Below are 25,239 nucleotides of genomic sequence, written 5' to 3'. Positions count from 1 at the left end.
GCACGGCCGCGCAGCATCGCGGCGTCCCCAAACCTCCGTTCCCCACTCTTCCTATTCCCGATTCTCCATTCCCTATTCCCGCTCTTTCGGAGAAAACCATGAAAGACCTGCTCAATCTTTTCAACCAGCAGCGTGCCACGCCGGAATTCGACTCGATCAAGATCTCGCTGGCCTCGCCCGAGCTGATCCGCTCGTGGTCGTACGGCGAGGTGAAGAAGCCGGAGACGATCAACTACCGCACGTTCAAGCCCGAGCGCGACGGCCTGTTCTGCGCCGCCATCTTCGGCCCGGTGAAGGATTACGAGTGCCTGTGCGGCAAGTACAAGCGCATGAAGCACCGTGGCGTGGTGTGCGAGAAGTGCGGCACCGAGGTGACCCTGGCCAAGGTGCGCCGCGAGCGCATGGGCCACATCGAGCTGGCCAGCCCGGTGGCGCACATCTGGTTCCTGAAGTCGCTGCCCTCGCGCATCGGCCTGATGCTCGACATGACGCTGCGCGACATCGAGCGCATCCTTTATTTCGAGGCGTTCGTGGTGATCGACCCGGGTCTGACCCCGCTCGAGCGTGGCCAGCTCCTGAGCGAAGACCAGTACCTCGAGGCGGTGGAAGAGCACGGCGACGAGTTCGACGCGCGGATGGGCGCCGAGGCGGTCTACGAGCTCCTGAAGTCGATCGACCTGCCGGCGGAAGTCATTCGTCTCAAGGAAGAAATCGCCTCGACCAATTCCGAAACCAAGCTCAAGCGGCTGACCAAGCGCGTCAAGCTGATCGAGGCCTTCATCGAATCCGGCAACAAGCCGGAGTGGATGGTGATGACGGTGCTGCCGGTGCTGCCGCCGGATCTGCGCCCGCTGGTGCCGCTCGATGGCGGCCGCTTTGCGACGTCGGATTTGAACGACTTGTATCGCCGCGTCATCAACCGCAACAACCGCCTCAAGCGCCTGCTCGAGCTCAATGCGCCGGACATCATCGTGCGCAACGAGAAGCGCATGCTGCAGGAATCGGTCGACGCGCTGCTCGACAACGGCCGTCGCGGCCGCGCGATCACCGGCACCAACAAGCGCGCGCTGAAGTCGCTCGCCGACATGATCAAGGGCAAGCAGGGCCGTTTCCGCCAGAACCTGCTCGGCAAGCGCGTGGATTACTCCGGCCGTTCGGTGATCACCGTCGGCCCGAGCCTGCGCCTGCACCAGTGCGGCCTGCCCAAGAAGATGGCGCTGGAGTTGTTCAAGCCCTTCATCTTCGCCAAGCTCCAGGCGCGCGGCGAGGCGACCACGATCAAGGCCGCCAAGAAGCTCGTCGAGCGCGAAGAGGCGCAGGTGTGGGACATCCTCGAAGAGGTGATCCGCGAACACCCGGTGATGCTCAACCGCGCGCCGACCCTGCACCGTCTGGGTATCCAGGCGTTCGAGCCGAAGCTGATCGAAGGCAAGGCGATCCAGCTGCATCCGCTGGTGTGCACTGCGTTCAACGCCGACTTCGACGGCGACCAGATGGCGGTGCACGTGCCGCTGTCGATCGAGGCGCAGCTCGAAGCGCGCGCCCTGATGATGTCCACCAACAACATCCTGTCGCCGGCCAACGGCGAGCCGATCATCGTGCCGACCCAGGACGTGGTGCTGGGCCTGTACTACATGACCCGCGAGCTGGTGAACGCGAAGGGCACTGGCATGGTGTTTGCCGACGTCAATGAGGCGCGGCGTGCGTATGACACCCGGGTGGCCGCGCTGCACGCCAAGTGCAAGGTGCGCATGACCGAGGTGACGATCAACCCCGACGGCACGCGGACCAAGGAAACCAAGCTGGTCGACACCACGGTGGGTCGCGCCTTGCTGCACGACATTCTGCCGGAAGGGCTGCCGTTCGCGCTGGTCAACACCGAGCTGTCGAAAAAGGCGATCTCCAGGGTCATCAACGCGTGCTATCGCCTGCTTGGCCTCAAGTGGACGGTAATTCTCGCCGACCAGTTGATGTACACCGGCTACCGCCTCGCCACCCGTTCGGGCATCTCGATCGGCATCGACGACATGAAGATTCCGACCGAGAAGAAGGCGATCCTCGCGGTCGCCGAAAAGGAAGTGGTCGAGATCCAGCAGCAGTACCAGTCGGGTCTGGTCACCGCCGGCGAGCGCTACAACAAGGTGGTCGACATCTGGTCGCGCACCAACGAGCAGGTCGCCAAGGCGATGATCGACGGTATCGGCACCGAGGTGGTGGCCAATGCCGAAGGCAAGCAGGTGCCGCAGAAGTCGATGAACTCGCTGTACATCATGGCCGACTCCGGCGCGCGTGGTTCGGTAGCGCAGATTCGCCAGCTGGCCGGCATGCGCGGCCTGATGGCGCGGCCTGACGGCTCCATCATCGAAACCCCGATCAAGGCCAACTTCCGCGAAGGCCTGAACGTGCTGCAGTACTTCAACTCCACCCACGGCGCCCGCAAGGGCCTCGCGGACACGGCGCTGAAGACCGCCAACTCCGGGTACCTCACCCGACGCCTGGTCGATGTGGCGCAGGACGTCGTCATCACCATGGACGATTGCGGCACCGAGAACGGCCTGACGATGACCCCGATCATCGAAGGTGGCGACGTGGTCGAGCCACTGGGTGATCGCGTGCTTGGTCGTGTTGCGGCCGAGGACGTGTACGCGCCGGGCAACGACGACGAGCCGATCGTCACCCGCAACACGCTGCTCAACGAGGCACTGGTCAAGCGACTGGACGATGCCGGCGTGCAGTCGGTCCTGGTGCGCTCCTCGATCACCTGCGAGGCGCCGCACGGCGTATGCAAGCTGTGCTACGGCCGCGATCTGGCGCGTGGCCACCTGGTCAACATGGGCGAGGCGGTGGGCGTGGTCGCGGCGCAGTCGATCGGCGAGCCCGGCACCCAGCTCACCATGCGCACGTTCCACATCGGCGGTGCGGCATCGCGTGCCGCGGCGGTCGACAACGTGTCGGTCAAGACCACCGGCACCTTGAAGTACAACAACCTCAAGACGGTGGAGCACGAGCAAGGCCACCGCGTGGCGGTGTCGCGTTCGGGCGAAGTCTCGGTGCTCGATGCCAGCGGTCGCGAGCGCGAGCGTTACAAGGTGCCCTACGGCGCCACCATTGCCGTCAAGGACGGCGCGCCGATCAAAGCGGGCCAGACTGTCGCCAACTGGGATCCGCATACCCACCCGATCGTCACCGAAGTGGCCGGCGTGGTGCGCTTCATCGACTTCGTCGATGGCGTCACCGTGCAGAACCAGACCGACGAACTGACCGGCCTGGAATCGGCGGTGGTCACCGACCCGAAGCGCCGCGGCACGCATGCGAAGGATCTGCGCCCGATCGTGCGTCTGGAAGACGCCAAGGGCAACGAGCTCAAGCTGCCGGGCACCGACATCGCCGCGCAGTACTTTCTGCCGGCCGGCGCCATCGTGCAGATCCAGAACGGCGCCAAGGTCGGCGTCGGCGACGTCATTTCGCGCATCCCGCAAGAGTCGTCCAAGACCCGTGACATCACCGGTGGTCTGCCGCGCGTGGCCGACCTGTTCGAGGCGCGCAAGCCGAAGGAGCCGGCGGTGCTGGCCGAGCGCTCCGGCATCGTCAGCTTCGGCAAGGACACCAAGGGCAAGCAGCGGCTGATCATCAAGGACGCCGACGGCAACGATTACGAGGAGCTGATTCCGAAATGGCGTCAGGTCATCGTGTTCGAAGGCGAGCACGTGGAGAAGGGCGAAACCGTGGTGGATGGCGAGCCGACCCCGCATGACATCCTGCGCCTGAAGGGCGTCGAGGCGTTGGCCACATATCTGGTCAAGGAGATCCAGGACGTCTACCGTCTGCAGGGCGTGAAGATCAACGACAAGCACATCGAGGCGATCATTCGCCAGATGCTGCGCAAGGTCGAGATCACCGATCCGGGCGACAGCCACTACCTGCGCGGCGAGCAGGTCGAGCGCACGCGCATCATGATCGAGAACGAGCGCGCGGTGGCCAAGGACGAGCGTCCGGCGGAGTTCGAGTCGGTGCTGCTCGGCATCACCAAGGCGTCGCTGGCGACCGAGTCGTTCATTTCGGCGGCTTCGTTCCAGGAGACCACGCGCGTGCTGACCGAGGCGGCGGTGCGCGGCACCCGCGACACGTTGCGGGGGCTCAAGGAGAATGTTATCGTCGGTCGCCTGATCCCCGCTGGTACCGGCATGGCGTACCACACGGCACGCCGCAACCAGAGCGGTTTGAGCGCCTCTGATCTCGACACGCTTTCCGGCTCCACGTCGGCAACGTCCGAAAAGGCACCGGCCAGCAGTGGGACGCACGCCGAGTAAGCGTCGCCACGACGCAACGCGGTGAACATACGAAATGAGGTGCACGGATGCGCCTCGTGTTCGGGTCACGGAAGGCGGGTGCGGACTTGTCCGAGACGAGTCGTACGTGTTATATTCCCGCTTCTTGGCAGACCGAGTGTGTTCGGCCTGCCTTTATGTTTTCAGGAAAGGCTACGCATGTCGACTATCAATCAGTTGGTGCGCAAATCCCGCAGCCCGAAGAGCTACAAGAGCGATTCGCCTGCCTTGCAGAACAGCCCGCAGCGTCGCGGCGTCTGCACGCGCGTCTACACGACCACTCCCAAAAAGCCGAACTCCGCCCTGCGCAAGGTTGCCAAGGTGCGTTTGACCAACGGGTTTGAAGTGATCAGCTACATCGGTGGCGAAGGCCACAACCTGCAGGAGCACTCGGTAGTGCTCGTGCGCGGCGGCCGCGTCAAGGATCTTCCTGGCGTGCGCTACCACACGGTGCGCGGCAGCCTCGACTGCGCCGGTGTCACCAAGCGTCGCCAGTCGCGCTCGAAGTACGGCGCCAAGCGACCGAAATCCTGACTGTTAGGACACAATTATGTCGCGTAAAGGTTCTCACCCTGCCCGTGTCATCCTGCCGGATCCCAAGCACGGCAGCCAGCTGATCGCTCGCTTTATCAATATGGTGATGAAGAGCGGCAAGAAGTCGGTCGCCGAAAGCATCGTCTACGGTGCGCTGGATCATCTGGGCGAGAAGCACGCCGAGCCGGTGGCGCTGGTCGAAAAGGCGCTCAGCAATGTTGCGCCGGCGGTTGAAGTGAAGTCGCGTCGCGTCGGTGGCGCTACCTATCAGGTGCCGGTCGAAGTGCGCCCGGGCCGGCGTACCGCGCTGGCCATGCGCTGGGTGATCGAGGCGGCGCGCAAGCGCAGTGAGGCCTCGATGCCGCGCAAGCTGGCTGCCGAGTTGCTTGAAGCCTCGGAAAGCCGCGGTGGCGCTGCCAAGAAGCGCGAAGAAACGCACCGCATGGCGGAGGCCAACAAGGCCTTCTCGCACTACCGCTGGTAATTCGCGGCGGTGTGGCGCCGACGACACTCGTCGGCGCCCGTTCAACCGGCATCGCTGCCGGATCTCCCCAATAAACGCGGCCACGAAGGCCGCCGTTGCCCTATCGGAAACGGAAGTCCGTCGGATACGACCATGGCACGCACCACTCCCATCGAGCGCTACCGCAACTTCGGCATCATGGCCCACATCGATGCCGGCAAGACCACCACGACGGAGCGCATCCTGTTCTACACCGGCGTCAATCACAAGATTGGCGAAGTCCACGATGGCGCCGCCACCATGGACTGGATGGAACAGGAGCAGGAGCGCGGCATCACCATCACGTCCGCGGCAACCACGTGCTTCTGGAACGGCATGGATCACTCCATGCAGCAGCACCGCTTCAATATCATTGACACCCCGGGGCACGTCGATTTCACCATCGAGGTGGAGCGTTCGCTGCGCGTGCTCGACGGCGCGGTGTTCGTGCTGTGCGCGGTCGGCGGCGTGCAGCCGCAGTCCGAGACCGTGTGGCGCCAGGCCAACAAGTACAAAGTGCCGCGCCTGGCGTTCGTCAACAAGATGGATCGCACCGGCGCCAACTTCGACAAGGTCGTTGGCCAGCTGAAATCCCGCCTTGGCGCCCACCCGGTGCCGATGGTGGTGCCGATCGGTGTCGAAGACGGTTTCGAAGGCGTGGTCGATCTGGTGCGGATGAAATCCGTGCTGTGGGACATGGACGCGCAGGGCACCAAATTCGAATACAAGGACATTCCGCCTGAGCTCAAGGACAAGGCCGATGAAGCGCGCAGCTTCATGGTCGAATCCGCCGCCGAGGCCAGCGAAGAGCTGATGAACAAGTACCTGGAAGAGGGTTCCCTTTCCCAGGAGGAGATCATCGCCGGTCTGCGTCAGCGCACGCTCGCCAACGAAATCATTCCGGTTTATTGCGGCACCGCCTTCAAGAACAAAGGCGTGCAGGCCATGCTGGATGCCGTGGTCGAACTGTTGCCGTCGCCGAAGGATCGCCCGCCGGTGGTGGGCATGGACGAGAGCGAGCGCGAAGACCATCGCGAGGCCAGCGACGAGGCGCCGTTCTCCGCGCTTGCGTTCAAGATCATGACCGATCCGTTCGTCGGCTCGCTGACGTTCTTCCGTGTCTACTCGGGCACGTTGAATGCGGGCGACCAGGTCTACAACCCGGTCAAGGGCAAGAAGGAACGCATTGGCCGCATCCTGCAGATGCACGCGAACGAGCGTCACGAACTGAAGGAAGTGCACGCCGGCGACATCGCCGCCGCGGTTGGCCTCAAGGACGTGACGACCGGCGACACGCTGTGCGCGCAGGATCATGTCATCACCCTGGAACGGATGACGTTCCCGGAGCCGGTGATCTCGATGGCGGTCGAGCCGAAGACCAAGTCCGATCAGGAAAAGATGGGCATCGCGCTCAGCCGTCTTGCGCAGGAGGATCCGTCTTTCCGCGTGCACACCGACGAAGAGTCCGGGCAAACCATCATCTCCGGCATGGGCGAGCTGCACCTGGACATTCTCGTCGACCGCATGCGCCGCGAGTTCAATGTCGAGGCCAATGTCGGCAAGCCGCAGGTGGCGTATCGCGAGACGATCCGTTCCAGCGACGTCAAGAGCGACTACAAGCACGCCAAACAGTCCGGCGGCAAGGGCCAGTACGGCCACGTCGTCATCATTCTGTCGCCGATTACCGACGAGGATCGCGCGGACGAGAAGCTCGCCCCGCTCATCAAGGACGACTTCCTGTTCTTGAACGAGATTACTGGCGGCGTGATTCCGAAGGAGTTCATCCCGTCGGTCGAGAAGGGCCTGCGCGAGACGATCACCAGCGGTCCGCTGGCCGGTTTCCCGGTGGTGGGCGTCAAGGTGCGGCTGGTGTTCGGTTCGTACCATGATGTCGACTCTTCGGAAATGGCGTTCAAGATCGCGGCCTCGATGGCGTTCAAGCAGGGCTTTGCCAAGGCGAACCCGGTGCTGCTGGAGCCGATCATGAAGGTCGAGGTGGTGACGCCGGAGGAATACGTCGGCGACGTCATGGGCGACATGAGCCGTCGTCGCGGTATCCTGCGCGGTCAGGAAGATACCCCGAGCGGCAAGACCGTCGACTCGTTCGTGCCGCTGGGTGAGATGTTCGGCTATGCCACGTCGATCCGCTCGCTGACGCAGGGGCGTGCGACGTTCACGATGGAGTTCGACCACTACGCGGAAGCGCCGAACAACATCGCCGAGCAGGTCATCAAGAAGGCGTAATTCCAGGGTGCGCAGCCGTTTGCGGCTGCGGCATCCCCCCATGACGGCCGCTGCCGGCCGTGCGTTTGATGAAGACAGTGCGGCCTCGCGGTCGCGTGAATCCAACGACGCGGCGGCTGCCGCACTGACAAACAAGTTCCACTTAGAGGTCTCAAGTCATGGCAAAGGGTAAATTCGAGCGGACCAAGCCGCATGTGAACGTGGGGACGATCGGCCACGTGGATCACGGCAAGACGACGTTGACGGCGGCACTGACGAAGCTCGGTGCGGAGCGGTTCGGCGGCGAATTCAAGGCGTACGACCAGATCGACATGGCGCCGGAAGAGAAGGCGCGCGGGATCACGATCTCGACGTCGCACGTGGAGTACGAGTCGGAGAAGCGGCACTACGCGCACGTGGATTGCCCGGGGCACGCGGACTACGTGAAGAACATGATCACGGGCGCGGCGCAGATGGACGGGGCGATCCTGGTGGTGTCGGCGGCGGATGGCCCGATGCCGCAGACGCGCGAGCACATTCTGCTGAGCCGCCAGGTGGGGGTGCCGTACATCATCGTGTACCTGAACAAGGCGGACATGGTGGACGACGCGGAGCTGCTCGAGCTGGTCGAGATGGAAGTGCGCGAGCTGCTGACGAAGTACGACTTCCCGGGCGACGACACCCCGATCATCGTGGGTTCGGCGCTGAAGGCGCTGGAAGGCGACCAGTCGGAGATCGGCGTGCCGTCGATCATCAAGCTGGTGGACGCGCTGGATAGTTACATTCCGGAGCCGAAGCGCGACATCGACCACCCGTTCCTGATGCCGGTCGAGGACATCTTCTCGATCTCGGGCCGCGGCACGGTGGCGACGGGCCGCGTGGAGCGCGGCGTGATCAAGGTCGGCGAGGAAGTCGAGATCGTCGGCATCCGGCCGACCCAGAAGACCACGGTCACCGGCGTGGAAATGTTCCGCAAGCTGCTGGATCAGGGCCAGGCGGGCGACAACGTGGGCCTGCTGTTGCGCGGCTTGAAGCGTGACGACGTGGAGCGCGGCCAGGTGCTGGCGCACCCGGGCACGATCACCCCGCACACCGACTTCGAGGCACAGGTGTACGTGCTGTCGAAGGAAGAGGGCGGTCGCCACACGCCGTTCTTCAAGGGCTACCGCCCGCAGTTCTATTTCCGCACGACGGACGTGACGGGCTCGGTGGAGCTGCCGGCGGGGGTGGAGATGGTGATGCCGGGCGACAACGTGAAGATGGTGGTGAGCCTGATCCACCCGATCGCGATGGACGACGGCCTGCGCTTCGCGATCCGCGAAGGCGGCCACACCGTCGGCGCGGGCGTGGTGGCGAAGGTCATCAAGTAACAAGCGGGGATTCGGGAGGCGGGATTCGGGATTCGGAAGAGCGGCGGCTCGCAAGGCTGTGTCTGGACGAATCTCGAATCACGCATCCCTATTCCCAGCGGCATGAAATGCCGCTATACTTCGCAGCTCCTTTGTGAGGACAGTTAAAACCTGGCCTCCCTACCGCGAAATGAGGTGCAGGAAGCACTTCGAGTTCGCTGGCCGTGGACGGCCATCGTGAAACTAATGGCGACGGGGCATGGCTCGTCATCGGAACACGAAGTCGGTTTTACGCCAGGCGAGCCCGAATGAGCTCGCTTGGCGTTTTTGAGATTCGGAGCTTGACGTTCCGTCAGTGGCAGCAACGGGCAGTGCGATGGGGCGAGAAGCCGCATCGTTGTGCATCCAGGTTCTTTCGATAACAGGACACGGTTTATGGCGAACCAGAAGATTCGCATCCGCCTCAAGGCATTCGATCATCGCCTGATCGACCGCTCGGCCAGCGAGATCGTTGAGACGGCCAAGCGTACCGGTGCAACGGTGCTGGGTCCGATCCCGCTTCCCACCAAGATCGAGCGCTACACCATTCTGGTTTCGCCGCACGTCGACAAGGACGCGCGCGACCAGTACGAGACACGCACCCACAAGCGCGTGCTCGACATCGTCGACCCCAACGACAAGACCGTGGACGCGCTCATGAAGCTTGACCTCGCCGCTGGCGTGGACGTCCAAATCAAGCTTGGCTGAGCGATAGACAGGATACGAACATGAGTATCGGACTGGTAGGCCGCAAATGCGGCATGAGCCGACTCTTCACTGAGGACGGGCGCTCGATCCCGGTGACCTTGATCGAGGCCACCCCGAATCGCGTCACCCAGTTGAAGACGACGGACAACGATGGCTACAGCGCAGTACAGGTCACCACGGGTGCCAAGCGCGCCAACCTGCTGACCGCGCCGGCCAAGGGTCACTACGCCAAGGCGAAAGTCGAGCCGGGTCGCGGGTTGTGGGAGTTCCGCGTCAGCGACGAGGATCTCGGCAAGTACAGCGTCGGCGCCGAGATCAAGGCTGAGGACGTGTTCAAGGCCGGGCAGATCGTCGACGTTGCCGGCGTGTCCAAGGGCAAGGGTTTCCAGGGCACGATCAAGCGCTGGCACTTCAAGATGGGCGATGCGACGCACGGCAACTCGTTGTCGCATCGTGCGCCAGGCTCCATTGGTCAACGCCAGACCCCGGGGCGCGTGTTCCCGGGCAAGAAGATGGCCGGCCAGATGGGCAATGTGAATCGCACGCAGCAGGGTCTGGAAGTGGTCAGGGTTGACGCCGAGCGCCATCTGATCGCGGTGAAGGGCGCGGTACCGGGTGCAACCGGTGGCGACGTCGTGATCCGTCCGACCACCAAGGGTTGAGGAGAGACGCCATGGAACTCAATGTCATTGGCGCCAAGCCGCTCGCCGTGTCCGAAAGTGTTTTCGGTGGTGAATTCAAGCAAGCCCTGGTGCATCAGGTCGTGGTCGCCTATCAGGCTGGCGCACGCGCCGGCACCAAGGCGCAGTTGACGCGCAGCGAGATTTCCGGCACCACCAAGAAGTTCAAGAAGCAGAAGGGTGGTGGTGCACGCCACGGCGACTATCGCGCGCCGATCTTTGTCGGCGGCGGCATCGCGTTTGCTGCGCGCCCACGTAGCTTCGACCAGAAGGTCAACCGCAAGGCCTACCGCGTTGCGATTCGTTCGATTCTGTCCGAGCTCAATCGCCAGGGCCGCCTCAAGGTGGTCGAAGGCTTTGGCATCGAACAGCCGAAGACCAAGGCGATGGTGGCCAAGCTCGCCGAGCTCGAGGCCAACGGCCGCGTGCTGCTGGTGTCGGAAGACTCGAACGAGGCGTTGTACCTCGCCGCGCGCAACATCCCCTACCTGCATGTCGTCGACGTGATGGCGCTGAACCCGGTCAACCTGGTCGGTTCCGACCATGTCGTGCTGACGGTCGACGCCGTGAAGAAGATCGAGGAGTGGCTGGCATGAGCAACGAACGCATTCACGATACGCTGCGCGCGCCGTACATCTCCGAAAAGGCTGCCCGTATCGGCGAGCACAACCAGTACGTGTTCGTGGTGGCCCCCGAGGCAACCAAGGCCGATGTCCGCGCGGCGGTGGAGCACATGTTCGAGGTGAAGGTCGAGCAGGTGAACATCGTCAACAGCAAGGGCAAGGTCAAGTCCTTCCGTTCCCGCGCTGGCAGCCGCCAGGGCAAGCGCAAGGCGTATGTGCGGCTCATCGATGGGCAGACCATCGACGTGGCAGCCAAGGCCTGAGCCAGGAGTTTTCGAGATGGCACTAATCAACCACAAGCCGACCTCGCCGGGTCGCCGCGACGCTGTCAGCGTCCGCACCGAAGGGTTGCACAAGGGCGCGCCGTACGCGGCGTTGACTGAGGCGCAGTCCAAGACCGGTGGCCGCAATCACTACGGCCGCATCACCACGCGTCACCGCGGTGGCGGCCATAAGCAGCATTACCGCATCATCGACTTCAAGCGTGACAAGGAAGGCATTGCCGCCAAGGTCGAGCGTATCGAATACGATCCGAACCGCACTGCCCACATCGCGTTGTTGTGCTATGCCGACGGCGAGCGCCGCTACATCATCGCGCCCAAGGGCGTGCAGGTTGGCGACCGTCTGTTGTCCGGGCGCGACGCGCCGATCAAGGCGGGCAACTGCCTGCAGCTGCGCTCGATTCCGGTGGGTTCCACGATTCACTGCATCGAGATGAAGCCGGGCAAGGGCGCGCAAATCGCCCGCAGCGCCGGGGCTTCGGTGCAGTTGGTCGCCCGCGAGTCCGGTTACGCCACGTTGCGTTTGCGTTCGGGCGAAATGCGCCGGGTGTCGGTGGATTGCCGCGCAACCATCGGCGAAGTGGGCAACGGCGAGCACAGCCTGAAGAAACTCGGCAAGGCCGGCGTCAAGCGCTGGCTGGGTATTCGCCCGACCGTTCGCGGCGTGGTGATGAACCCGGTGGACCATCCGCATGGTGGTGGCGAGGGCAAGACTTCGGGTGGCCGTCATCCGGTCAGCCCGTGGGGTCAGCCGACCAAGGGTTACAAGACCCGCAACAACAAGCGCACGCAGCACTTCATTGTGCGTCGTCGCAAGTAACAGGAAACCGACATGCCGCGTTCTCTGAAGAAAGGTCCATTCGTTGACCTTCACCTCGTCAAGAAGGTGGAAGCTGCGGTTTCCACTCATAACAGGCGCCCGATCAAGACCTGGTCGCGCCGCTCGATGATCGTGCCCGACATGGTGGGCCTGACCATCGCCATCCACAACGGCCGTCAGCACGTGCCGGTATTGATCAACGAGAACATGGTCGGGCACAAGCTCGGCGAGTTCGCGGTGACCCGTACCTTCAAGGGCCATGTCGGCGACAAGAAGGGCAAGTGATGAGCACTGAAGCCAAAGCGATCCTGCGTGGCGCCCGCATTTCGGCGCAAAAGGCGCGCCTGGTGGCCGATCTTGTCCGCGGGCTTCCCGTGGGCCGGGCCAGCGACGTGCTCGCATACACCAACAAGAAGGGTGCCCACCTTGTGCGCAAGGTGCTGCTCTCGGCCGTCGCCAACGCCGAGAACAATCTGGGTGCCGATGTCGACGAGTTGAAAGTCGCCCGCGTGTTCGTGGACGAGGGCCCGGCGATGAAGCGTATGTATGCACGCGCCAAGGGCCGCGGTTCGCGGATCCTGAAGCGCACCAGCCACATCACCGTGGTCGTTGGCAACTGACGGGGGACACAGACGATGGGTCACAAAGTTCATCCCACCGGCATCCGCCTCGGCATTGCCAAGGACTGGAATGCCAAGTGGTACGCCAACAAGGCGGATTACGCCAAGTATCTCGTTGCCGACATCAAGGTGCGCGAGATGCTCAAGACCAAGCTTGCCGCCGCGGGTATTTCCCGCGTGTTGATCGAACGCCCGGCGAAGACCGCGCGCGTCACGATCCACACCGCCCGTCCGGGCGTGGTGATCGGCAAGAAGGGCGAGGACATCGAGAAGCTGCGCAAGGAAGTCTCGGCGCTGATGGGCGTGCCCACGCACATCAACGTCAACGAGGTGCGCAAGCCGGAGCTGGATGCCCAACTCGTCGCCGAGTCGATCGCGCAACAGCTTGAGCGCCGCATCATGTTCCGCCGCGCCATGAAGCGCTCGGTCGGCAACGCCATGCGCCTTGGCGCGCTGGGCATCAAGATCAACGTTTCGGGCCGGTTGAATGGCGCCGAGATTGCCCGCTCCGAGTGGTCGCGCGAAGGTCGGGTGCCGCTGCACACACTGCGCGCCGACATCGACTACGGCTTTGCCGAGGCGGCCACCACGTACGGCAAGATCGGCGTCAAGGTGTGGGTCTACAAAGGCGAAGTCTTCGACGTGACGCAGATCGGCCAGGAAGCGAAAGACGACTCCCCGGCCCCGTCGCGTCGCGAGGGTGGCGAAGGTCGTCGTGACCGCGAGTCGCGTCGTGATGGCGAAGGCCGTCGCGAGCGCGCGGCGAAGTAAGGAGAGTTGCCATGTTGCAACCCAAGCGAACCAAATTCCGCAAGCAGTTCAAAGGCCGCAATGACGGCTTGGCGCAGCGCGCCAATGTGGTCAGTTTCGGTGATTACGGCCTGAAGGCCATTACCCACGGGCAGCTCACGGCGCGCCAAATCGAAGCCGGCCGCCGTTGCCTGACCCGCTTCGTCAAGCGCGGCGGCAAGTTGTGGATCCGCGTGTTCCCCGACAAGCCGATCACCAAGAAGCCGATCGAAGTGCGTATGGGCGCCGGCAAGGGCGGCGTGGAGTTCTGGGTGGCCCAGATCCAGCCGGGCCGCATGCTGTACGAGATCGAAGGCGTCGATGAGGTGTCGGCACGCGAGGCGTTCCGCCTGGCTGCCGCCAAGCTGTCGGTGCAAACCCAGTTCGTGACCCGGGCGGTGATGTGATGGCCATCAAAGATCTGACAACCAAGTCGGCTGACGAGCTCAAGCAGCACCTGCTCGACCTGCGCAAGGAGCAGTTCAACCTGCGCATGCAGAAGGGTTCCGGGCAACTCGGCCAGCCGCACCAGCTGCGCCGCGTCCGGCGCGACATCGCCCGCACGAAATTCGTGCTCGGCGGCAAGAAGTAAGGGACCGCCGACATGAGTGACAAGCAAAAGCAGGTGCGCACCCTCGAAGGGCGCGTGGTCAGCAACAAGATGGACAAGACGGTTACCGTCCTGATCGAGCGCCAGGTGCAGCATGCGCTGCTCGGCAAGATCGTGCGGCGGTCGACCAAATTGCACGCACAGGATGACCTCGGTGCGAAGGAAGGTGACTTGGTGCGGATTGCCGAGTGCCGGCCGTTGTCCAAGACCAAGCATCACCGCGTGGTCGAAATCGTCGTCCGCGCGAACGTTTGAGGAGGGTGCAGCCATGATCCAGATGCAAAGCACGCTCTCGGCCGCGGACAACAGTGGCGCAAAGGAACTCACCTGCATCAAGGTGCTCGGTGGTTCCAAGCGACGCTACGCGACGATCGGCGATGTCATCAAAGTTGCCGTGAACGACGCGATTCCGCGTGGCAAGGTGAAAAAGGGCGAGGTGTACAACGCCGTGGTGGTGCGTACCGCCAAGGGCGTGCGTCGCGCTGACGGGTCGCTGGTCCGTTTCGACGGCAATGCGGCGGTACTTCTCAACAACAAGCTCGAGCCGATCGGCACCCGCATTTTCGGGCCGGTGACGCGCGAGCTGCGCAGCGAGCGGTTCATGAAGATCGTCTCGCTGGCTCCCGAAGTGATCTGAGCGGAGGCCAGACATGAACCGTATCCGCAAGGGCGATCAGGTGATCGTGATCGCCGGCAAAAACAAGGGCCAGCGCGGCGAAGTGCTGCGGGTTGCAGGCGAGCGCGTGTTCGTCTCCAACGTCAACCTGGTCAAGCGCCACACCAAGCCGAACCCGCAGGCCCAGCAGGCTGGCGGGATCGTCGAGCGTGAGGCGTCGATCCATCTCTCCAATGTGCAGCTGTTCAACCCCGCCGCCAACAAGGGTGAACGCGTAAGCACCAAGACGCTCGAAGACGGGCGCAAGGTGCGCGTGTTCCGCTCCAGCGGCGAGGTCGTGGACGCGTAAGGACCAATGACATGACGCGCCTTGAGAAGGTTTACCAAGAACAGGTCGTGGCGAAACTCACCGAGAAGTTCGCCTACCAGAACGTGATGCAGGTTCCGCGCATCACCAAGATCACGCTGAACATGGGCGTGGGCGAAGCGGCGGGCAACAAGAAGGTGCTGGAAAACGCCGTTGCCGACATGACCAAGATCGCCGGGCAAAAGCCGATCACGACCAAGGCACGGGTTTCCGTGGCCTCGTTCAAGATCCGCGAGGGCTGGCCGATCGGCTGCAAGGTCACGCTGCGCCGGGCGAACATGTGGGAGTTCCTTGATCGTCTGATCAATATTTCGCTGCCCCGTGTGCGCGACTTCCGTGGTGTTTCCGGCCGTGCGTTCGATGGCCGGGGCAACTTCAACTTCGGCATCAAGGAACAGATCATCTTCCCGGAGATCGAGTTCGATGCGATTGACGCCCTGCGCGGCATGAACATCTCGATCACCACCACGGCCAAGACTGACGCCGAAGCCAAAGCGCTGCTGGAAGCTTTCAGCTTTCCGTTCCGCAACTGAGAGACGCGAGAATCGCATGGCAAAGAAATCAATGGTCAACCGCGACCTCAAGCGGCTCAAGATCGCGAAGCGGTATGCCGCCAAGCGCTCGGAACTGAAAGCCATCGTGCTCAGCCCGAAGTCGTCCTACGACGAGAAGATGGAAGCTCAGGGCAAGCTGCAGAAGTTGCCGCGTGACGCGAGCCCGAGCCGGCAGCGCACACGTTGCGCTTTGACCGGGCGCCCGCGCGCGGTGTATGCCAAGTTCGGCTTGGCCCGCAGCAAACTGCGCGAAGCCACCATGCGCGGCGACGTGCCAGGGCTGCGCAAGGCAAGCTGGTAAATCGTTGACGGCGCGGCAGCGTGCCGTGTCGCAAGGCGACGCTTGGGCGTCGTACCGCTAGTCCGCATTGATATTCGCAATTGGCTGGAAAGGCTGATAGACTCGCCGGTCTGCGCAACGCAGAAGGCGGCTCTGTCGCCTCACAATCTGATTGATCTCCGGTTTCTCGGATATCGGTGCACTCTGAAGGAAGTTTTCATGAGCATGACTGATCCCATCGCCGACATGTTTACGCGTGTCCGCAATGCCCAAATGGTGGGCAAGCCGACGGTGCGTATGCCGTCGTCGAAGTTGAAGGTGGCGCTGGCCAACCTTCTCAAGAACGAGGGTTACGTTCTCGACGCACAGGTTGCTCAGGAAGCGGGCAAGCCGGTGCTTGAGATCAAACTCAAGTATTTCGAAGGCCGCCCGGCCATCGAGTCGATTTCGCGGGTCAGCCGTTCCGGCCTGCGGGTCTATCGCGGCAAGGGTGAACTGCCGAAGGTGCTCGGTGGCCTCGGCATCTCGATCATCTCGACGTCGGCTGGTTTGCTGACCGATGCCCAGGCACGTGCCAAGGGCGTTGGCGGCGAAATCATCGGCCAGGTCGCCTAAGGAGTCGACGATGTCACGAGTTGCCAAAAAGACGATCCACCTGCCGAAGGGCGTGGAACTGAAGGTCGCCGCCGACGTCATCACCGTCAAGGGCGCCAAGGGTACGTTGTCGGTGCATGCGTTGCCGGGCGTGTCGATTGTCACCAGCGGCGATGCGGTGAATATCGAGCTGGCCGAAGGCGCCGACGACAAGTTCGGCGGCACGGCGCGCGCGCTGCTGGCGAACATGGTCAAGGGCGTTTCCGAGGGCTACGAGCGCAAGCTCGAGCTGGTCGGCGTGGGTTATCGCGTGGCGATGGCCGGCAAGTCGCTCAACCTCAGCCTGGGCTTTTCGCATCCAGTGGTGTTCGAGCCGCCGGCCGGCATCACGCTGGAGGCGCCGTCGCAAACCGAGATTCTGGTCAAGGGCGCCGACAAGCAGGCCGTGGGCCAGACCGCTGCCAAGATTCGCGGCTTCCGTCCGCCAGAGCCCTACAAGGGCAAGGGCGTGCGCTATGCAGGCGAGACGATCACGTTGAAGGAAGCCAAGAAGGCGTAAGCCGATCCGCTTTCAAGGGACAACACCGATGAACAAAAACGAATCTCGTCTGCGGCGCGCCAAGTCGACTCGCTCGCACATCCGCATGTTGAATGTGGCGCGCTTGTCGGTGCATCGCACCAACCAGCATCTTTATGCCCAGGTGATCGACGCCAACGGCGAGAAGGTGCTGGCCGCAGCATCGACGGTACAGAAAGCCGTCGTCGAAGGCTTGAAGGGCAAGAAGAATCTCGCGGCGGCAGCTGCGGTTGGCAAGGCAGTCGCCGAGCGTGCGCTCAAGGCCGGTGTGGAGTCGGTTGCCTTCGACCGCTCCGGCTTCCGCTTCCACGGCCGCGTCAAGGCGCTCGCCGACGCTGCCCGCGAGGCAGGTTTGAAGTTCTGAAGAGCCGGGATTGGGTATTCGAGATACGGGATTCGAAAGAGCCCGCTTCTGCGAATCCCGAATTCCGTCTCTCGAATCCCCGCGGTAAACACAACTACAAGCGGCTTCGCCGCAAGCAAAAGTCCCGGATGGTCCGGGCACACGGAATCGAGAAATGGCTTCCAACGATCGCGAAAGTTCTGACGGTCTGCTCGAAAAGCTGATTGCCGTCAACCGCGTGGCCAAAACCGTCAAGGGTGGCCGCCAGATGAGTTTCACTGCCCTGACCGTGGTTGGCGACGGCGAGGGCAAGGTCGGTTTTGGTTATGGCAAGGCGCGTGAAGTGCCGGTGGCCATCTCCAAGGCCATGGATCGGGCGCGTCGTAACCTGGTCAGCGTCGAGTTGAACAACGGCACGTTGTGGTACGCGATCAAGGCGAACCACGGTGCGGCACGCGTTTACATGCAACCGGCCTCTGAAGGTACCGGCGTCATCGCGGGCGGCGCCATGCGTGCCGTGCTCGAGGTGGTCGGGGTCAAGAACGTGCTGGCCAAGGCCGTCGGTTCGCGCAATCCGATCAACCTGGTACGCGCGACCATCAAGGGTCTGCAGGCTGTAGCGTCGCCGAAACAGGTGGCCGCCAAGCGTGGCAAGTCGGTGGAGGAGGTGTTGGGCAATGGCTAAGAAAGCGGCAATTTCCGGTACCGTGCGCGTGCGCTTGGTAAAGGGGCTGCGCGGCGTGCAGGCGCGGCATCGTCTCAGCGTCAAGGCGTTGGGCCTCAACAAGACCAACGATGTCCGCGAACTGAAGGACAGCCCGCAGGTGCGTGGCCTGATCAACACGGTCTACTACTTGGTGCGGGTGGAGGAGTAATCCGATGCGTCTGAACAACATTCAACCCGCCGCCGGTTCGCGCAAGTCCAAACTGCGTGTGGGTCGCGGCGTCGGCTCCGGCCTCGGCAAGACGGCGGGGCGCGGCCACAAGGGCCAGCATGCGCGCACGGGCCGCTCCCACACGGTCGGTTTTGAAGGCGGTCAGATGCCGCTGCAGCGCCGGCTGCCGAAAGTGGGTTTCCGCTCGAAGCTCAAGGCACAGAGCCAGCAGGTGTTCCTGTACCAGATCGCCGCGTTGAAGGACGACGTCATCGACGCGATCGCGTTGCACAAGGCGGGGTTGATCGACAGCAACGCACGCAAGGTCAAGGTGGTCCTGAAGGGCGAGATCAAGCGCGCGGTAAAGTTGTCCGGTCTGCTGGCGACGGCGGGTGCCAAGGCCGCGATTGAAGCGGCCGGCGGCAGCGTGGAGTAATCGCGGTGGCTCAAGCCAAGGGCAACAACGCACTCGGCAAACTGGGCAAGCTCACGGAGCTGCGCCAGCGCATCCTGTTTGTGGTGGGCGCGCTCGCTGTGTTTCGTCTGGGCTCCTTCATTCCGGTGCCGGGTGTCAATCCTGACGCCATGAGCAACCTGGTGAACGGCAGCGGCCTGATGGACATGTTCAACATGTTCTCGGGTGGCGCGCTGGAGCGGTTCTCGGTATTTGCCTTGGGCGTGATTCCGTACATCTCGGCATCCATTGTGGTGCAGATGATGGGGTCGGTGGTGCCCAGCTTGCAGCAGCTGCGCAAGGAAGGTGAGGCCGGCAAACGCAAGATGACGATGTATACCCGCATCGGCACCGTTGGCTTGGCACTGTTCCAATCGTTCGGCATTGCGGTGGCGCTGCAAAAGCAAGTTGCGGCGGGTGGCGCTCCAGTCGTCTACACGCCCGGTTTCGGTTTTGTGTTCGCCTCGGTGGTGGGCCTGACGGCGGGCACCATGTTCCTGATGTGGATTGGCGAGCAAATGACCGAGCGCGGCATTGGCAACGGTATCTCGCTGCTGATCTTCGCGGGCATCGTGGCGGGTTTGCCGGGTGCGGTCGTGCAGACGCTCAACATGTCCGGCAACGGTGAGCTGTCGGTGCTGATGCTCCTGATCGTGGTGGTGGTGGTGCTTGGCGTGACCGCGTTTTGCGTGTTCATGGAACGCGCGCAACGGCGGATAACGGTGAATTACGCACGCCGCTCGGGCGGCGCGCGCGCCTACCAGAACCAAAGCTCCAACCTGCCGCTCAAGATCAACATGTCGGGCGTCATCCCGCCGATCTTTGCGTCAAGCCTGTTGATGTTCCCGGCGACGGCGGCGAGCTGGTTTGGCTCCGGTACCGACGCGGGCTGGTTTGGCAGCACGCTGCAGCGCCTGGGGCAGATGCTGACGCCGGGCGAGCCGGTGTACGAGATCGTCTCGGCGACATTGGTGATTGGTTTCGCATTCTTCTACACGGCGATCGTGTTCAACGCCGACGAGACGGCCGACAACCTCAAGCGTTCAGGCGCGTTGATTCCGGGCATTCGTCCGGGCAAATCGACCGCCAGCTACATTGACGCGGTGATGACCCGCTTGACGGCGGTTGGCGCGCTGTACCTCGCGCTGGTCTGTTTCGTGCCGTCGTTCATGCAGAAATTCTGGCATGTGCCGTTCTACTTCGGCGGAACGTCGCTGCTGATCGTGGTGGTGGTGGTGATGGATTTCACCGCGCAAGTGCAGGCACACCTCGTCAGTCACCAGTACGAAAGTCTGCTCAAGAAGGCCAATCTCCGACGCAACTAGTGGCTGCTGGGGCGCATGGGACAGGTCGTTGGATGGAATACGCGCGGGCGGTAGATGCCGCGTGGCTTCCCTGTCAAGCTGTTTTTGGTTAAGATTGCGCGTTTACCGCGCACGAAACGCATCGGAGAGTACGCATCATGGCGCGCATCGCGGGTGTCAATTTGCCGGTCCAGAAGCATGTCTGGGTCGGCCTGCAGAGTATTTTCGGTATCGGTCGCAGCCGGGCCAAGAAGGTTTGTGCCGACGCTGGTGTGGCGCCGACCACCCAGATCAAGTCGCTCAGCGAAGGCGAGGTGGAAAAGCTCCGCCAAGAAGTCGCCAAGTATGTGGTCGAGGGTGATCTGCGACGCGAGGTGGGCATGTCGATCAAGCGCCTGATGGATCTGGGCTGCTATCGCGGCCTGCGTCATCGTCGCGGCTTGCCGGTGCGCGGTCAGCGCACGCGTACCAACGCACGTACCCGCAAGGGTCCGCGTCGCGCCATCAAAAAGTAAACGGATCGAATCATGGCCAAGCCAGTCAAGACCAAGAAGAAGATCAAGCGTGTCGTCACGGATGCCGTGGCCCACGTGCAGGCCTCCTTCAACAACACCATCGTCACCATCACCGATCGCCAGGGCAATGCATTGTCGTGGGCCACGGCAGGTGGTGCGGGTTTCCGCGGTTCGCGCAAGTCGACGCCGTTTGCCGCCCAGGTCGCCGCCGAAAAGGCCGGGCGTGCCGCCGGCGATTACGGCGTGAAGACGGTCGAAGTGCGCATCAAGGGCCCCGGCCCCGGCCGCGAATCTGCGGTGCGTTCGCTGAACGCCTTGGGCTACAAGGTGCTCAACATCATTGACGTGACGCCGATTCCGCACAACGGCTGCCGTCCCCCCAAGAAGCGTCGAGTCTGAAGGAGCATACCCATGGCCCGTTATCGTGGAGCTACCTGCAAGCTCGCGCGTCGCGAAGGCGCAGATCTCAGCCTGAAGAGCCCGGCCCGCGCGGTCGACTCCAAGTGCAAGCTGGAAAACAAGCCCGGCCAGCATGGCGCGAACAAGCGCATGCGCTTGTCGGACTACGCCGTGCAGTTGCGCGAAAAGCAGAAGGTCAAGCGCATCTATGGTGTGCTTGAGCGCCAGTTCGGCAACTACTACACCAAGGCCACCACCATCAAGGGCAACACGGGCGAAAACCTGTTGCGCCTGCTGGAGTGCCGCCTGGACAACGTCGTATACCGCATGGGCTTCGCGGTGACCCGCGCCCAGGCGCGCCAGTTAGTCGCCCACAAGGCGGTGCTGGTCAACGGCAAGAAGGTCAACATTCCGTCGTTCCAGATCAAGCCGGGCGACGCGGTGGCGCTGACGGAGCGCGCGCGCAACCAGTTGCGCGTGCAGGAAGCGGCGACCGTGTTCGACACCATGGACCTGCGTCCGGGCTGGGTCGAGGTCGACAGCAAGAAATTCGAGGGCACGTTCAAGTCAGTGCCGGATCGCGGCGATCTGCCGACCGACATCAATGAATCGTTGATCGTCGAGCTTTATTCGAAGTAATCATCGGAGCTCTGCATGGCAGTTTCGTCAACTAGCGTGCTGCGTCCGCGCGGCCTTACCGTCGAACAGCTCGGAGCCAATCGTGCCAAGGTGGTGGTCGAGCCGCTGGAGCGCGGCTTCGGACACACCCTGGGCAATGCACTGCGGCGGGTGTTGTTGTCGTCCATTCCGGGCAGCGCGATCGTCGAGGTTGAAATCGATGGCGTGCTGCACGAGTACACCACGCTTGAGGGTTTGCAGGAGGACGTCATCGAAGTCCTGCTGAACCTCAAGGGCATCGCGATTCGCCAGCATACCGGTGAAGAGGTGGTGCTGACCTTGAGCAAGAAAGGCAAGGGTGTGGTTACGGCCGGGGATATCGTGCTCGATCATACGGTCGAGGTTATCAATCCCGAGCACGTGATCTGCCACTTGACCAAGGACATCACGCTCAACATGCGGCTCAAGGTGCGGCGCGGCATCGGCTATCAGCCGGCCAGCATGCGCCAGCATCCGGACGACGAGGCGCGTCCGATCGGTCGTCTGCAGCTTGACGCCTCGTTCGGTCCGATCCTCAAGGTGGCCTACGAGGTCGACGCCGCGCGCGTCGAGCAGCGCACCAACCTCGACAAGCTGGTGCTGGACATCGAGACCAACGGCACGATCGGTGCCGAGGACGCGGTGCGCAAGGCAGCCGAGATCATCAATGACCAGCTGTCGGTGTTCGGCGACTTCTCGCATCGCGAGAGCGCGACCGACAAGGCGGAAAAGAGCGGTTTCGATCCGCTGCTGCTGCGTCCGATCGACGATCTCGAGCTCACCGTGCGTTCGGCCAACTGCCTCAAGGCCGAGAGCATTTATTACATCGGTGATCTGGTGCAGAAGACCGAGGTGGAGTTGCTCAAGACGCCAAACCTCGGCAAGAAGTCGCTCACCGAAATCAAGGATGTGCTTGGCTCGCGTGGCCTCGCACTGGGCATGAAGCTCGAAAACTGGCCGCCGGCCGGCATTTCGCACGGCATGCAGTTGGGTTGACAGCCGGGGTTCGGGAGTAGGGATTGGGGATTCGACAAAGCATGTCCTCGCGAGTGCGTGGCTGTTTCGAATCTCGAATCCCCCACGTCGAATCCCAGGTTTCATAAGCGGGCAACCGCGGGAGGTCGGACACAAGTGCCGGCCTTTCATAACAACAGACAGAGAGAATTCCCATGCGCCACCTTTACTCCGGACGCAAGCTCAATCGCACTACGGCTCATCGTGAGTCGATGTTCAAGAACATGGCGTCGTCGTTGTTCAAGCACGAGCTGATCCGTACCACCTTGCCCAAGGCCAAGGAGCTGCGCCGGGTTGCCGAGCCGCTCATCACGTTGTCCAAGACCGACAGCGTCGCCAACCGTCGCCTGGCGTTTTCGCGCCTGCGCGACAAGGAAGCGGTGGGCAAGCTGTTCGTCGAGCTGGGGCCGCGTTACCGCGAGCGTGCCGGCGGTTACCTGCGGATCCTGAAGTGCGGTTTCCGTGACGGCGACAATGCGCCGATGGCCTACGTCGAACTGGTCGGTCGCCCGCAGGCACAGGCGGAAGCCGAAGCCGAGTAAGGTTGCACCATATGCGGACGTTTATACGTCCGAACGAGACCCCGACCGGGCAACTGGCCGGGGTTTTTCGCCTTGTGCCGGCACGGCACGAGCGCGAGTGCTGACAGCATGCGGCAAAGCGGTTAACGTCGCAGTTTTCCGGTCGTGGCTTGAGCATGAATCCCTTGCGTTGGTCGTTCCGCTTCAGCTTCCTGGCGGGCTTTCTCGTGTGTGCCGGGCTGATCGCGTTTGCGCTGTACGCACAATACGTGTTGCTGATGGATCCCTGCCCGCTATGTATCCTGCAGCGCGTGGTCTTCATTGCGCTCGGCGTCGTGTTCCTGATCGGTGGCCTGCACGCGCCGCGCGGCGGTGGACGCTGGGTGTACGCGGTGCTGACGGCGGCCGTTGCCATCATTGGTGCCGGCATTGCCGTCCGCCATCTGTGGATTCAATCACTACCGCCGGGTGCGGTGGCGAGCTGCGGCGCGCCGCTTGGTTATCTGCTGGAGACCCGTGCCAGCAACGGCGGGCTTGTTGCCGTGCTGCTGAAGGTATTGTCCGGCTCGGGCGAGTGCGCGGCGGTACAACCGATTCTGGGGTTGTCGATGCCGTGGTGGTCGTTGATCTGGTTCGTGCTGCTTGGCGCCTGGGCAATTGTTGCCGGCCGCAACCGGGCGAAGGGAGTCGGCGCATGAAGGCGGGGGTGCCCGATATGCGTCCGGCCGAGTGGGCACCAAGTTCCTGGCGCAGCTGCCCGGCGCTGCAGCAACCGCATTACGAAGATGCTGACGAACTGGCCGCGGCGTTGGCGAAGCTTGCGGCGCAACCGCCACTGGTGACCTCGTGGGAAGTATTGGCGCTCAAGCAGGGGCTGGCCGAGGCGCAGGAGGGCAAGCGGTTTTTGTTGCAGGGCGGTGATTGCGCGGAAAGTTTTGCCGACTGCACCAGCCCGATCATCTCCAACCGACTCAAGGTGCTGCTGCAGATGAGTCTGGTGCTGGTGCATGGCTTGCAGAAGCCGGTGCTCCGCGTCGGGCGGTTTGCCGGGCAGTACGCCAAGCCGCGGTCGGCGGATACCGAAACGCGTGATGGCGTGACGCTCCCCAGTTTTCGCGGTGATGTGGTGAACGGCGCGGCGTTCACCGCGCAGGCACGACGTGCTGATCCGCAGCGACTGATCCGCGCCCACGCGCACTCGGCGCTGACGATGAATTTTGTGCGCGCACTGATCGGTGGCGGCTTTGCCGACCTGCGGCACCCGGAGTACTGGGATCTGGCCTGGGTCGAGCACTCGCCGCTCGCCGCCGAGTATCGGCAGATGGTCAAGGCCATCGGCGATTCGCTGCGCTTCATGGAGACGCTGGCTGGGCCGATCGCCGGTTTCTCCAAGGTGGATTTCTACACTTCGCACGAGGCGCTGCTGCTCGATTACGAGCAGGCGCAGACGCGACTGGTGCCGCGCAACCCCGGCTGGTTCAACCTGTCCACGCACTTTCCCTGGATCGGCATGCGCACGGCAGCGCTGGATGGCGCGCATGTGGAGTATTTCCGCGGCATCCGCAATCCGATCGGGGTCAAGGTCGGGCCGGGCGTCACGCCGGAACTGTTGCTGCCGTTGATCGAGCGCCTGAACCCGGACGACGAGCCCGGGCGGCTGACGCTGATCCACCGCATGGGCAACGCCAAAATTGCGGCGGCGCTGCCCCCGCTGCTCGACGCGGTGAAGCGTTCCGGCCGGCGCGTGTTGTGGGTGGCCGACCCGATGCATGGCAACACCGAAAACACCTCGAACGGCTACAAGACGCGACGCTTCGACAATATTCGCGGCGAGCTCGAGCAGGCGTTCGACATCCACGCCGCGGCCGGTACGCAATTGGGCGGCGTGCATCTGGAACTGACCGGCGAGGATGTCACCGAGTGCACCGGTGGCGCGCGCGGCTTGTCCGAGGCCGATCTGGAACGGGCCTACAAGTCGATGGTCGACCCACGGCTCAACTACGAGCAGTCGCTGGAGCTGGCGATGCTGATCGTGCGCAAGTCGGTGCGCGGGTAGGTAATCG

The 25,239-nt window shown here is 63.1% G+C and carries 34 protein-coding genes; all 34 read left to right on the top strand.

Annotation, left to right across the window (positions count from 1 at the left end):
* Positions 1–98 precede the first annotated feature (98 nt).
* Complete coding sequence (rpoC, locus tag AC3WP6_RS11870) at positions 99–4,310, top strand: DNA-directed RNA polymerase subunit beta' (protein ID WP_492627910.1); 4,212 nt, start codon at positions 99–101, stop codon at positions 4,308–4,310.
* A gap of 177 nt (positions 4,311–4,487) precedes the next feature.
* Positions 4,488–4,862 carry a 30S ribosomal protein S12 gene (gene rpsL / locus AC3WP6_RS11865; RefSeq protein WP_492627909.1) on the top strand — a complete coding sequence of 125 codons (375 nt, stop codon included), beginning with the start codon at positions 4,488–4,490 and terminating at the stop codon, positions 4,860–4,862.
* Between the two features lie 16 nt (positions 4,863–4,878).
* Complete coding sequence (rpsG, locus tag AC3WP6_RS11860) at positions 4,879–5,346, top strand: 30S ribosomal protein S7 (RefSeq protein WP_492627908.1); 468 nt, start codon at positions 4,879–4,881, stop codon at positions 5,344–5,346.
* Between the two features lie 132 nt (positions 5,347–5,478).
* Positions 5,479–7,608, top strand: a complete 2,130-nt coding sequence (fusA, locus tag AC3WP6_RS11855; RefSeq protein WP_492627907.1) for an elongation factor G — start codon at positions 5,479–5,481, stop codon at positions 7,606–7,608.
* Positions 7,609–7,766: 158 nt separating this feature from the next.
* Positions 7,767–8,957: an elongation factor Tu gene (tuf, locus tag AC3WP6_RS11850; RefSeq protein ID WP_492627906.1), complete on the top strand. Its 1,191-nt coding sequence runs from the start codon at positions 7,767–7,769 to the stop codon at positions 8,955–8,957.
* A gap of 414 nt (positions 8,958–9,371) precedes the next feature.
* A complete protein-coding gene (gene rpsJ / locus AC3WP6_RS11845) occupies positions 9,372–9,683 on the top strand; it encodes a 30S ribosomal protein S10 (RefSeq protein WP_014402136.1) in 312 nt (103 codons plus the stop codon).
* Between the two features lie 20 nt (positions 9,684–9,703).
* A complete protein-coding gene (rplC, locus tag AC3WP6_RS11840) occupies positions 9,704–10,345 on the top strand; it encodes a 50S ribosomal protein L3 (RefSeq protein WP_492627905.1) in 642 nt (213 codons plus the stop codon).
* Between the two features lie 11 nt (positions 10,346–10,356).
* The gene (rplD, locus tag AC3WP6_RS11835) at positions 10,357–10,959 is read left to right on the top strand and encodes a 50S ribosomal protein L4 (RefSeq protein ID WP_492627904.1); all 603 of its coding nucleotides are present in this window, start codon (positions 10,357–10,359) and stop codon (positions 10,957–10,959) included.
* A complete protein-coding gene (gene rplW, locus AC3WP6_RS11830; RefSeq protein ID WP_492627903.1) occupies positions 10,956–11,249 on the top strand; it encodes a 50S ribosomal protein L23 in 294 nt (97 codons plus the stop codon). Before rplD ends, rplW begins: the two co-directional genes overlap by 4 nt.
* A 16-nt stretch (positions 11,250–11,265) precedes the next feature.
* Positions 11,266–12,087: a 50S ribosomal protein L2 gene (gene rplB, locus AC3WP6_RS11825; protein WP_492627902.1), complete on the top strand. Its 822-nt coding sequence runs from the start codon at positions 11,266–11,268 to the stop codon at positions 12,085–12,087.
* A gap of 12 nt (positions 12,088–12,099) precedes the next feature.
* Positions 12,100–12,372, top strand: coding sequence for a 30S ribosomal protein S19 (gene rpsS / locus AC3WP6_RS11820; protein ID WP_492627901.1), 273 nt, complete (start codon positions 12,100–12,102; stop codon positions 12,370–12,372).
* Entirely contained in the window at positions 12,372–12,707 is a 336-nt protein-coding gene (rplV, locus tag AC3WP6_RS11815; protein WP_492627900.1) for a 50S ribosomal protein L22, read from the top strand. Before rpsS ends, rplV begins: the two co-directional genes overlap by 1 nt.
* A 15-nt stretch (positions 12,708–12,722) precedes the next feature.
* Positions 12,723–13,478, top strand: a complete 756-nt coding sequence (gene rpsC, locus AC3WP6_RS11810; protein ID WP_492627899.1) for a 30S ribosomal protein S3 — start codon at positions 12,723–12,725, stop codon at positions 13,476–13,478.
* Between the two features lie 11 nt (positions 13,479–13,489).
* A complete protein-coding gene (gene rplP, locus AC3WP6_RS11805) occupies positions 13,490–13,903 on the top strand; it encodes a 50S ribosomal protein L16 (RefSeq protein ID WP_492627898.1) in 414 nt (137 codons plus the stop codon).
* Entirely contained in the window at positions 13,903–14,088 is a 186-nt protein-coding gene (rpmC, locus tag AC3WP6_RS11800; RefSeq protein ID WP_492627897.1) for a 50S ribosomal protein L29, read from the top strand. The genes rplP and rpmC overlap by 1 nt, the downstream gene beginning before the upstream one ends.
* 12 nt (positions 14,089–14,100) lie before the next feature.
* The gene (gene rpsQ / locus AC3WP6_RS11795; protein WP_492627896.1) at positions 14,101–14,361 is read left to right on the top strand and encodes a 30S ribosomal protein S17; all 261 of its coding nucleotides are present in this window, start codon (positions 14,101–14,103) and stop codon (positions 14,359–14,361) included.
* 13 nt (positions 14,362–14,374) lie between these two features.
* A complete protein-coding gene (gene rplN / locus AC3WP6_RS11790) occupies positions 14,375–14,743 on the top strand; it encodes a 50S ribosomal protein L14 (RefSeq protein WP_492627895.1) in 369 nt (122 codons plus the stop codon).
* A 13-nt stretch (positions 14,744–14,756) separates the two neighbouring features.
* Positions 14,757–15,071 carry a 50S ribosomal protein L24 gene (gene rplX, locus AC3WP6_RS11785; protein WP_492627894.1) on the top strand — a complete coding sequence of 105 codons (315 nt, stop codon included), beginning with the start codon at positions 14,757–14,759 and terminating at the stop codon, positions 15,069–15,071.
* 11 nt (positions 15,072–15,082) lie between these two features.
* A complete protein-coding gene (gene rplE, locus AC3WP6_RS11780) occupies positions 15,083–15,622 on the top strand; it encodes a 50S ribosomal protein L5 (protein ID WP_492627893.1) in 540 nt (179 codons plus the stop codon).
* 16 nt (positions 15,623–15,638) lie between these two features.
* Positions 15,639–15,944, top strand: coding sequence for a 30S ribosomal protein S14 (rpsN, locus tag AC3WP6_RS11775; RefSeq protein ID WP_492627892.1), 306 nt, complete (start codon positions 15,639–15,641; stop codon positions 15,942–15,944).
* A 198-nt stretch (positions 15,945–16,142) separates the two neighbouring features.
* Positions 16,143–16,538 carry a 30S ribosomal protein S8 gene (gene rpsH / locus AC3WP6_RS11770; RefSeq protein ID WP_492627891.1) on the top strand — a complete coding sequence of 132 codons (396 nt, stop codon included), beginning with the start codon at positions 16,143–16,145 and terminating at the stop codon, positions 16,536–16,538.
* Positions 16,539–16,548: 10 nt separating this feature from the next.
* The gene (gene rplF / locus AC3WP6_RS11765) at positions 16,549–17,076 is read left to right on the top strand and encodes a 50S ribosomal protein L6 (protein WP_492627890.1); all 528 of its coding nucleotides are present in this window, start codon (positions 16,549–16,551) and stop codon (positions 17,074–17,076) included.
* A 28-nt stretch (positions 17,077–17,104) separates the two neighbouring features.
* The gene (gene rplR / locus AC3WP6_RS11760) at positions 17,105–17,458 is read left to right on the top strand and encodes a 50S ribosomal protein L18 (protein ID WP_492627889.1); all 354 of its coding nucleotides are present in this window, start codon (positions 17,105–17,107) and stop codon (positions 17,456–17,458) included.
* A gap of 154 nt (positions 17,459–17,612) precedes the next feature.
* Positions 17,613–18,122, top strand: a complete 510-nt coding sequence (gene rpsE / locus AC3WP6_RS11755; protein WP_492627888.1) for a 30S ribosomal protein S5 — start codon at positions 17,613–17,615, stop codon at positions 18,120–18,122.
* Positions 18,115–18,312, top strand: a complete 198-nt coding sequence (gene rpmD / locus AC3WP6_RS11750) for a 50S ribosomal protein L30 (protein WP_492627887.1) — start codon at positions 18,115–18,117, stop codon at positions 18,310–18,312. Before rpsE ends, rpmD begins: the two co-directional genes overlap by 8 nt.
* 4 nt (positions 18,313–18,316) lie before the next feature.
* Positions 18,317–18,748 carry a 50S ribosomal protein L15 gene (gene rplO / locus AC3WP6_RS11745; protein WP_492627886.1) on the top strand — a complete coding sequence of 144 codons (432 nt, stop codon included), beginning with the start codon at positions 18,317–18,319 and terminating at the stop codon, positions 18,746–18,748.
* A 5-nt stretch (positions 18,749–18,753) separates the two neighbouring features.
* Positions 18,754–20,091 carry a preprotein translocase subunit SecY gene (gene secY / locus AC3WP6_RS11740; RefSeq protein ID WP_492627885.1) on the top strand — a complete coding sequence of 446 codons (1,338 nt, stop codon included), beginning with the start codon at positions 18,754–18,756 and terminating at the stop codon, positions 20,089–20,091.
* Between the two features lie 137 nt (positions 20,092–20,228).
* Positions 20,229–20,585, top strand: a complete 357-nt coding sequence (rpsM, locus tag AC3WP6_RS11735) for a 30S ribosomal protein S13 (RefSeq protein ID WP_492627884.1) — start codon at positions 20,229–20,231, stop codon at positions 20,583–20,585.
* A 12-nt stretch (positions 20,586–20,597) separates the two neighbouring features.
* The gene (gene rpsK, locus AC3WP6_RS11730; protein ID WP_007513384.1) at positions 20,598–20,984 is read left to right on the top strand and encodes a 30S ribosomal protein S11; all 387 of its coding nucleotides are present in this window, start codon (positions 20,598–20,600) and stop codon (positions 20,982–20,984) included.
* 12 nt (positions 20,985–20,996) lie between these two features.
* Positions 20,997–21,623 (top strand): 30S ribosomal protein S4, encoded by a 627-nt coding sequence (gene rpsD / locus AC3WP6_RS11725; RefSeq protein WP_492627883.1) that lies wholly within the window; start codon positions 20,997–20,999, stop codon positions 21,621–21,623.
* A gap of 15 nt (positions 21,624–21,638) precedes the next feature.
* Entirely contained in the window at positions 21,639–22,637 is a 999-nt protein-coding gene (locus AC3WP6_RS11720) for a DNA-directed RNA polymerase subunit alpha (RefSeq protein ID WP_492627882.1), read from the top strand.
* 173 nt (positions 22,638–22,810) lie between these two features.
* Positions 22,811–23,197 (top strand): 50S ribosomal protein L17, encoded by a 387-nt coding sequence (gene rplQ, locus AC3WP6_RS11715; protein ID WP_492627881.1) that lies wholly within the window; start codon positions 22,811–22,813, stop codon positions 23,195–23,197.
* Positions 23,198–23,352: 155 nt separating this feature from the next.
* Positions 23,353–23,874, top strand: coding sequence for a disulfide bond formation protein B (locus tag AC3WP6_RS11710; protein ID WP_492627880.1), 522 nt, complete (start codon positions 23,353–23,355; stop codon positions 23,872–23,874).
* A complete protein-coding gene (locus tag AC3WP6_RS11705) occupies positions 23,871–25,232 on the top strand; it encodes a class II 3-deoxy-7-phosphoheptulonate synthase (RefSeq protein ID WP_492627879.1) in 1,362 nt (453 codons plus the stop codon). The genes AC3WP6_RS11710 and AC3WP6_RS11705 overlap by 4 nt, the downstream gene beginning before the upstream one ends.
* Positions 25,233–25,239 lie beyond the last annotated feature (7 nt).

This window comes from Rhodanobacter sp. FW106-HT46G03 (assembly GCF_058789895.1).
This window is presented reverse-complemented; position numbering and strand designations above follow the sequence as displayed.

Excerpts from the sequence above, each read along its gene's own strand:
- rplB (WP_492627902.1), top strand. The coding sequence starts at position 11,266 with ATGGCACTAATCAACCACAAGCCGACCTCGCCGGGTCGCCGCGACGCT.
- rplW (WP_492627903.1), top strand. The coding sequence starts at position 10,956 with ATGAGCAACGAACGCATTCACGATACGCTGCGCGCGCCGTACATCTCC.
- rpsK (WP_007513384.1), top strand. The coding sequence starts at position 20,598 with ATGGCCAAGCCAGTCAAGACCAAGAAGAAGATCAAGCGTGTCGTCACG.
- rpsC (WP_492627899.1), top strand. The coding sequence starts at position 12,723 with ATGGGTCACAAAGTTCATCCCACCGGCATCCGCCTCGGCATTGCCAAG.
- rpmC (WP_492627897.1), top strand. The coding sequence starts at position 13,903 with ATGGCCATCAAAGATCTGACAACCAAGTCGGCTGACGAGCTCAAGCAG.
- rplE (WP_492627893.1), top strand. The coding sequence starts at position 15,083 with ATGACGCGCCTTGAGAAGGTTTACCAAGAACAGGTCGTGGCGAAACTC.
- rplX (WP_492627894.1), top strand. The coding sequence starts at position 14,757 with ATGAACCGTATCCGCAAGGGCGATCAGGTGATCGTGATCGCCGGCAAA.
- AC3WP6_RS11720 (WP_492627882.1), top strand. The coding sequence starts at position 21,639 with ATGGCAGTTTCGTCAACTAGCGTGCTGCGTCCGCGCGGCCTTACCGTC.
- rplP (WP_492627898.1), top strand. The coding sequence starts at position 13,490 with ATGTTGCAACCCAAGCGAACCAAATTCCGCAAGCAGTTCAAAGGCCGC.
- rpsQ (WP_492627896.1), top strand. The coding sequence starts at position 14,101 with ATGAGTGACAAGCAAAAGCAGGTGCGCACCCTCGAAGGGCGCGTGGTC.
- rpsL (WP_492627909.1), top strand. The coding sequence starts at position 4,488 with ATGTCGACTATCAATCAGTTGGTGCGCAAATCCCGCAGCCCGAAGAGC.
- rplR (WP_492627889.1), top strand. The coding sequence starts at position 17,105 with ATGAACAAAAACGAATCTCGTCTGCGGCGCGCCAAGTCGACTCGCTCG.
- rpsD (WP_492627883.1), top strand. The coding sequence starts at position 20,997 with ATGGCCCGTTATCGTGGAGCTACCTGCAAGCTCGCGCGTCGCGAAGGC.
- rpmD (WP_492627887.1), top strand. The coding sequence starts at position 18,115 with ATGGCTAAGAAAGCGGCAATTTCCGGTACCGTGCGCGTGCGCTTGGTA.
- rplN (WP_492627895.1), top strand. The coding sequence starts at position 14,375 with ATGATCCAGATGCAAAGCACGCTCTCGGCCGCGGACAACAGTGGCGCA.
- AC3WP6_RS11705 (WP_492627879.1), top strand. The coding sequence starts at position 23,871 with ATGAAGGCGGGGGTGCCCGATATGCGTCCGGCCGAGTGGGCACCAAGT.
- rpsS (WP_492627901.1), top strand. The coding sequence starts at position 12,100 with ATGCCGCGTTCTCTGAAGAAAGGTCCATTCGTTGACCTTCACCTCGTC.
- fusA (WP_492627907.1), top strand. The coding sequence starts at position 5,479 with ATGGCACGCACCACTCCCATCGAGCGCTACCGCAACTTCGGCATCATG.
- rpsM (WP_492627884.1), top strand. The coding sequence starts at position 20,229 with ATGGCGCGCATCGCGGGTGTCAATTTGCCGGTCCAGAAGCATGTCTGG.
- rplO (WP_492627886.1), top strand. The coding sequence starts at position 18,317 with ATGCGTCTGAACAACATTCAACCCGCCGCCGGTTCGCGCAAGTCCAAA.
- tuf (WP_492627906.1), top strand. The coding sequence starts at position 7,767 with ATGGCAAAGGGTAAATTCGAGCGGACCAAGCCGCATGTGAACGTGGGG.
- rpoC (WP_492627910.1), top strand. The coding sequence starts at position 99 with ATGAAAGACCTGCTCAATCTTTTCAACCAGCAGCGTGCCACGCCGGAA.
- rpsN (WP_492627892.1), top strand. The coding sequence starts at position 15,639 with ATGGCAAAGAAATCAATGGTCAACCGCGACCTCAAGCGGCTCAAGATC.
- rpsG (WP_492627908.1), top strand. The coding sequence starts at position 4,879 with ATGTCGCGTAAAGGTTCTCACCCTGCCCGTGTCATCCTGCCGGATCCC.
- rplD (WP_492627904.1), top strand. The coding sequence starts at position 10,357 with ATGGAACTCAATGTCATTGGCGCCAAGCCGCTCGCCGTGTCCGAAAGT.
- AC3WP6_RS11710 (WP_492627880.1), top strand. The coding sequence starts at position 23,353 with ATGAATCCCTTGCGTTGGTCGTTCCGCTTCAGCTTCCTGGCGGGCTTT.
- rpsH (WP_492627891.1), top strand. The coding sequence starts at position 16,143 with ATGAGCATGACTGATCCCATCGCCGACATGTTTACGCGTGTCCGCAAT.
- rplC (WP_492627905.1), top strand. The coding sequence starts at position 9,704 with ATGAGTATCGGACTGGTAGGCCGCAAATGCGGCATGAGCCGACTCTTC.
- rplV (WP_492627900.1), top strand. The coding sequence starts at position 12,372 with ATGAGCACTGAAGCCAAAGCGATCCTGCGTGGCGCCCGCATTTCGGCG.
- rplQ (WP_492627881.1), top strand. The coding sequence starts at position 22,811 with ATGCGCCACCTTTACTCCGGACGCAAGCTCAATCGCACTACGGCTCAT.
- rpsE (WP_492627888.1), top strand. The coding sequence starts at position 17,613 with ATGGCTTCCAACGATCGCGAAAGTTCTGACGGTCTGCTCGAAAAGCTG.
- rplF (WP_492627890.1), top strand. The coding sequence starts at position 16,549 with ATGTCACGAGTTGCCAAAAAGACGATCCACCTGCCGAAGGGCGTGGAA.
- rpsJ (WP_014402136.1), top strand. The coding sequence starts at position 9,372 with ATGGCGAACCAGAAGATTCGCATCCGCCTCAAGGCATTCGATCATCGC.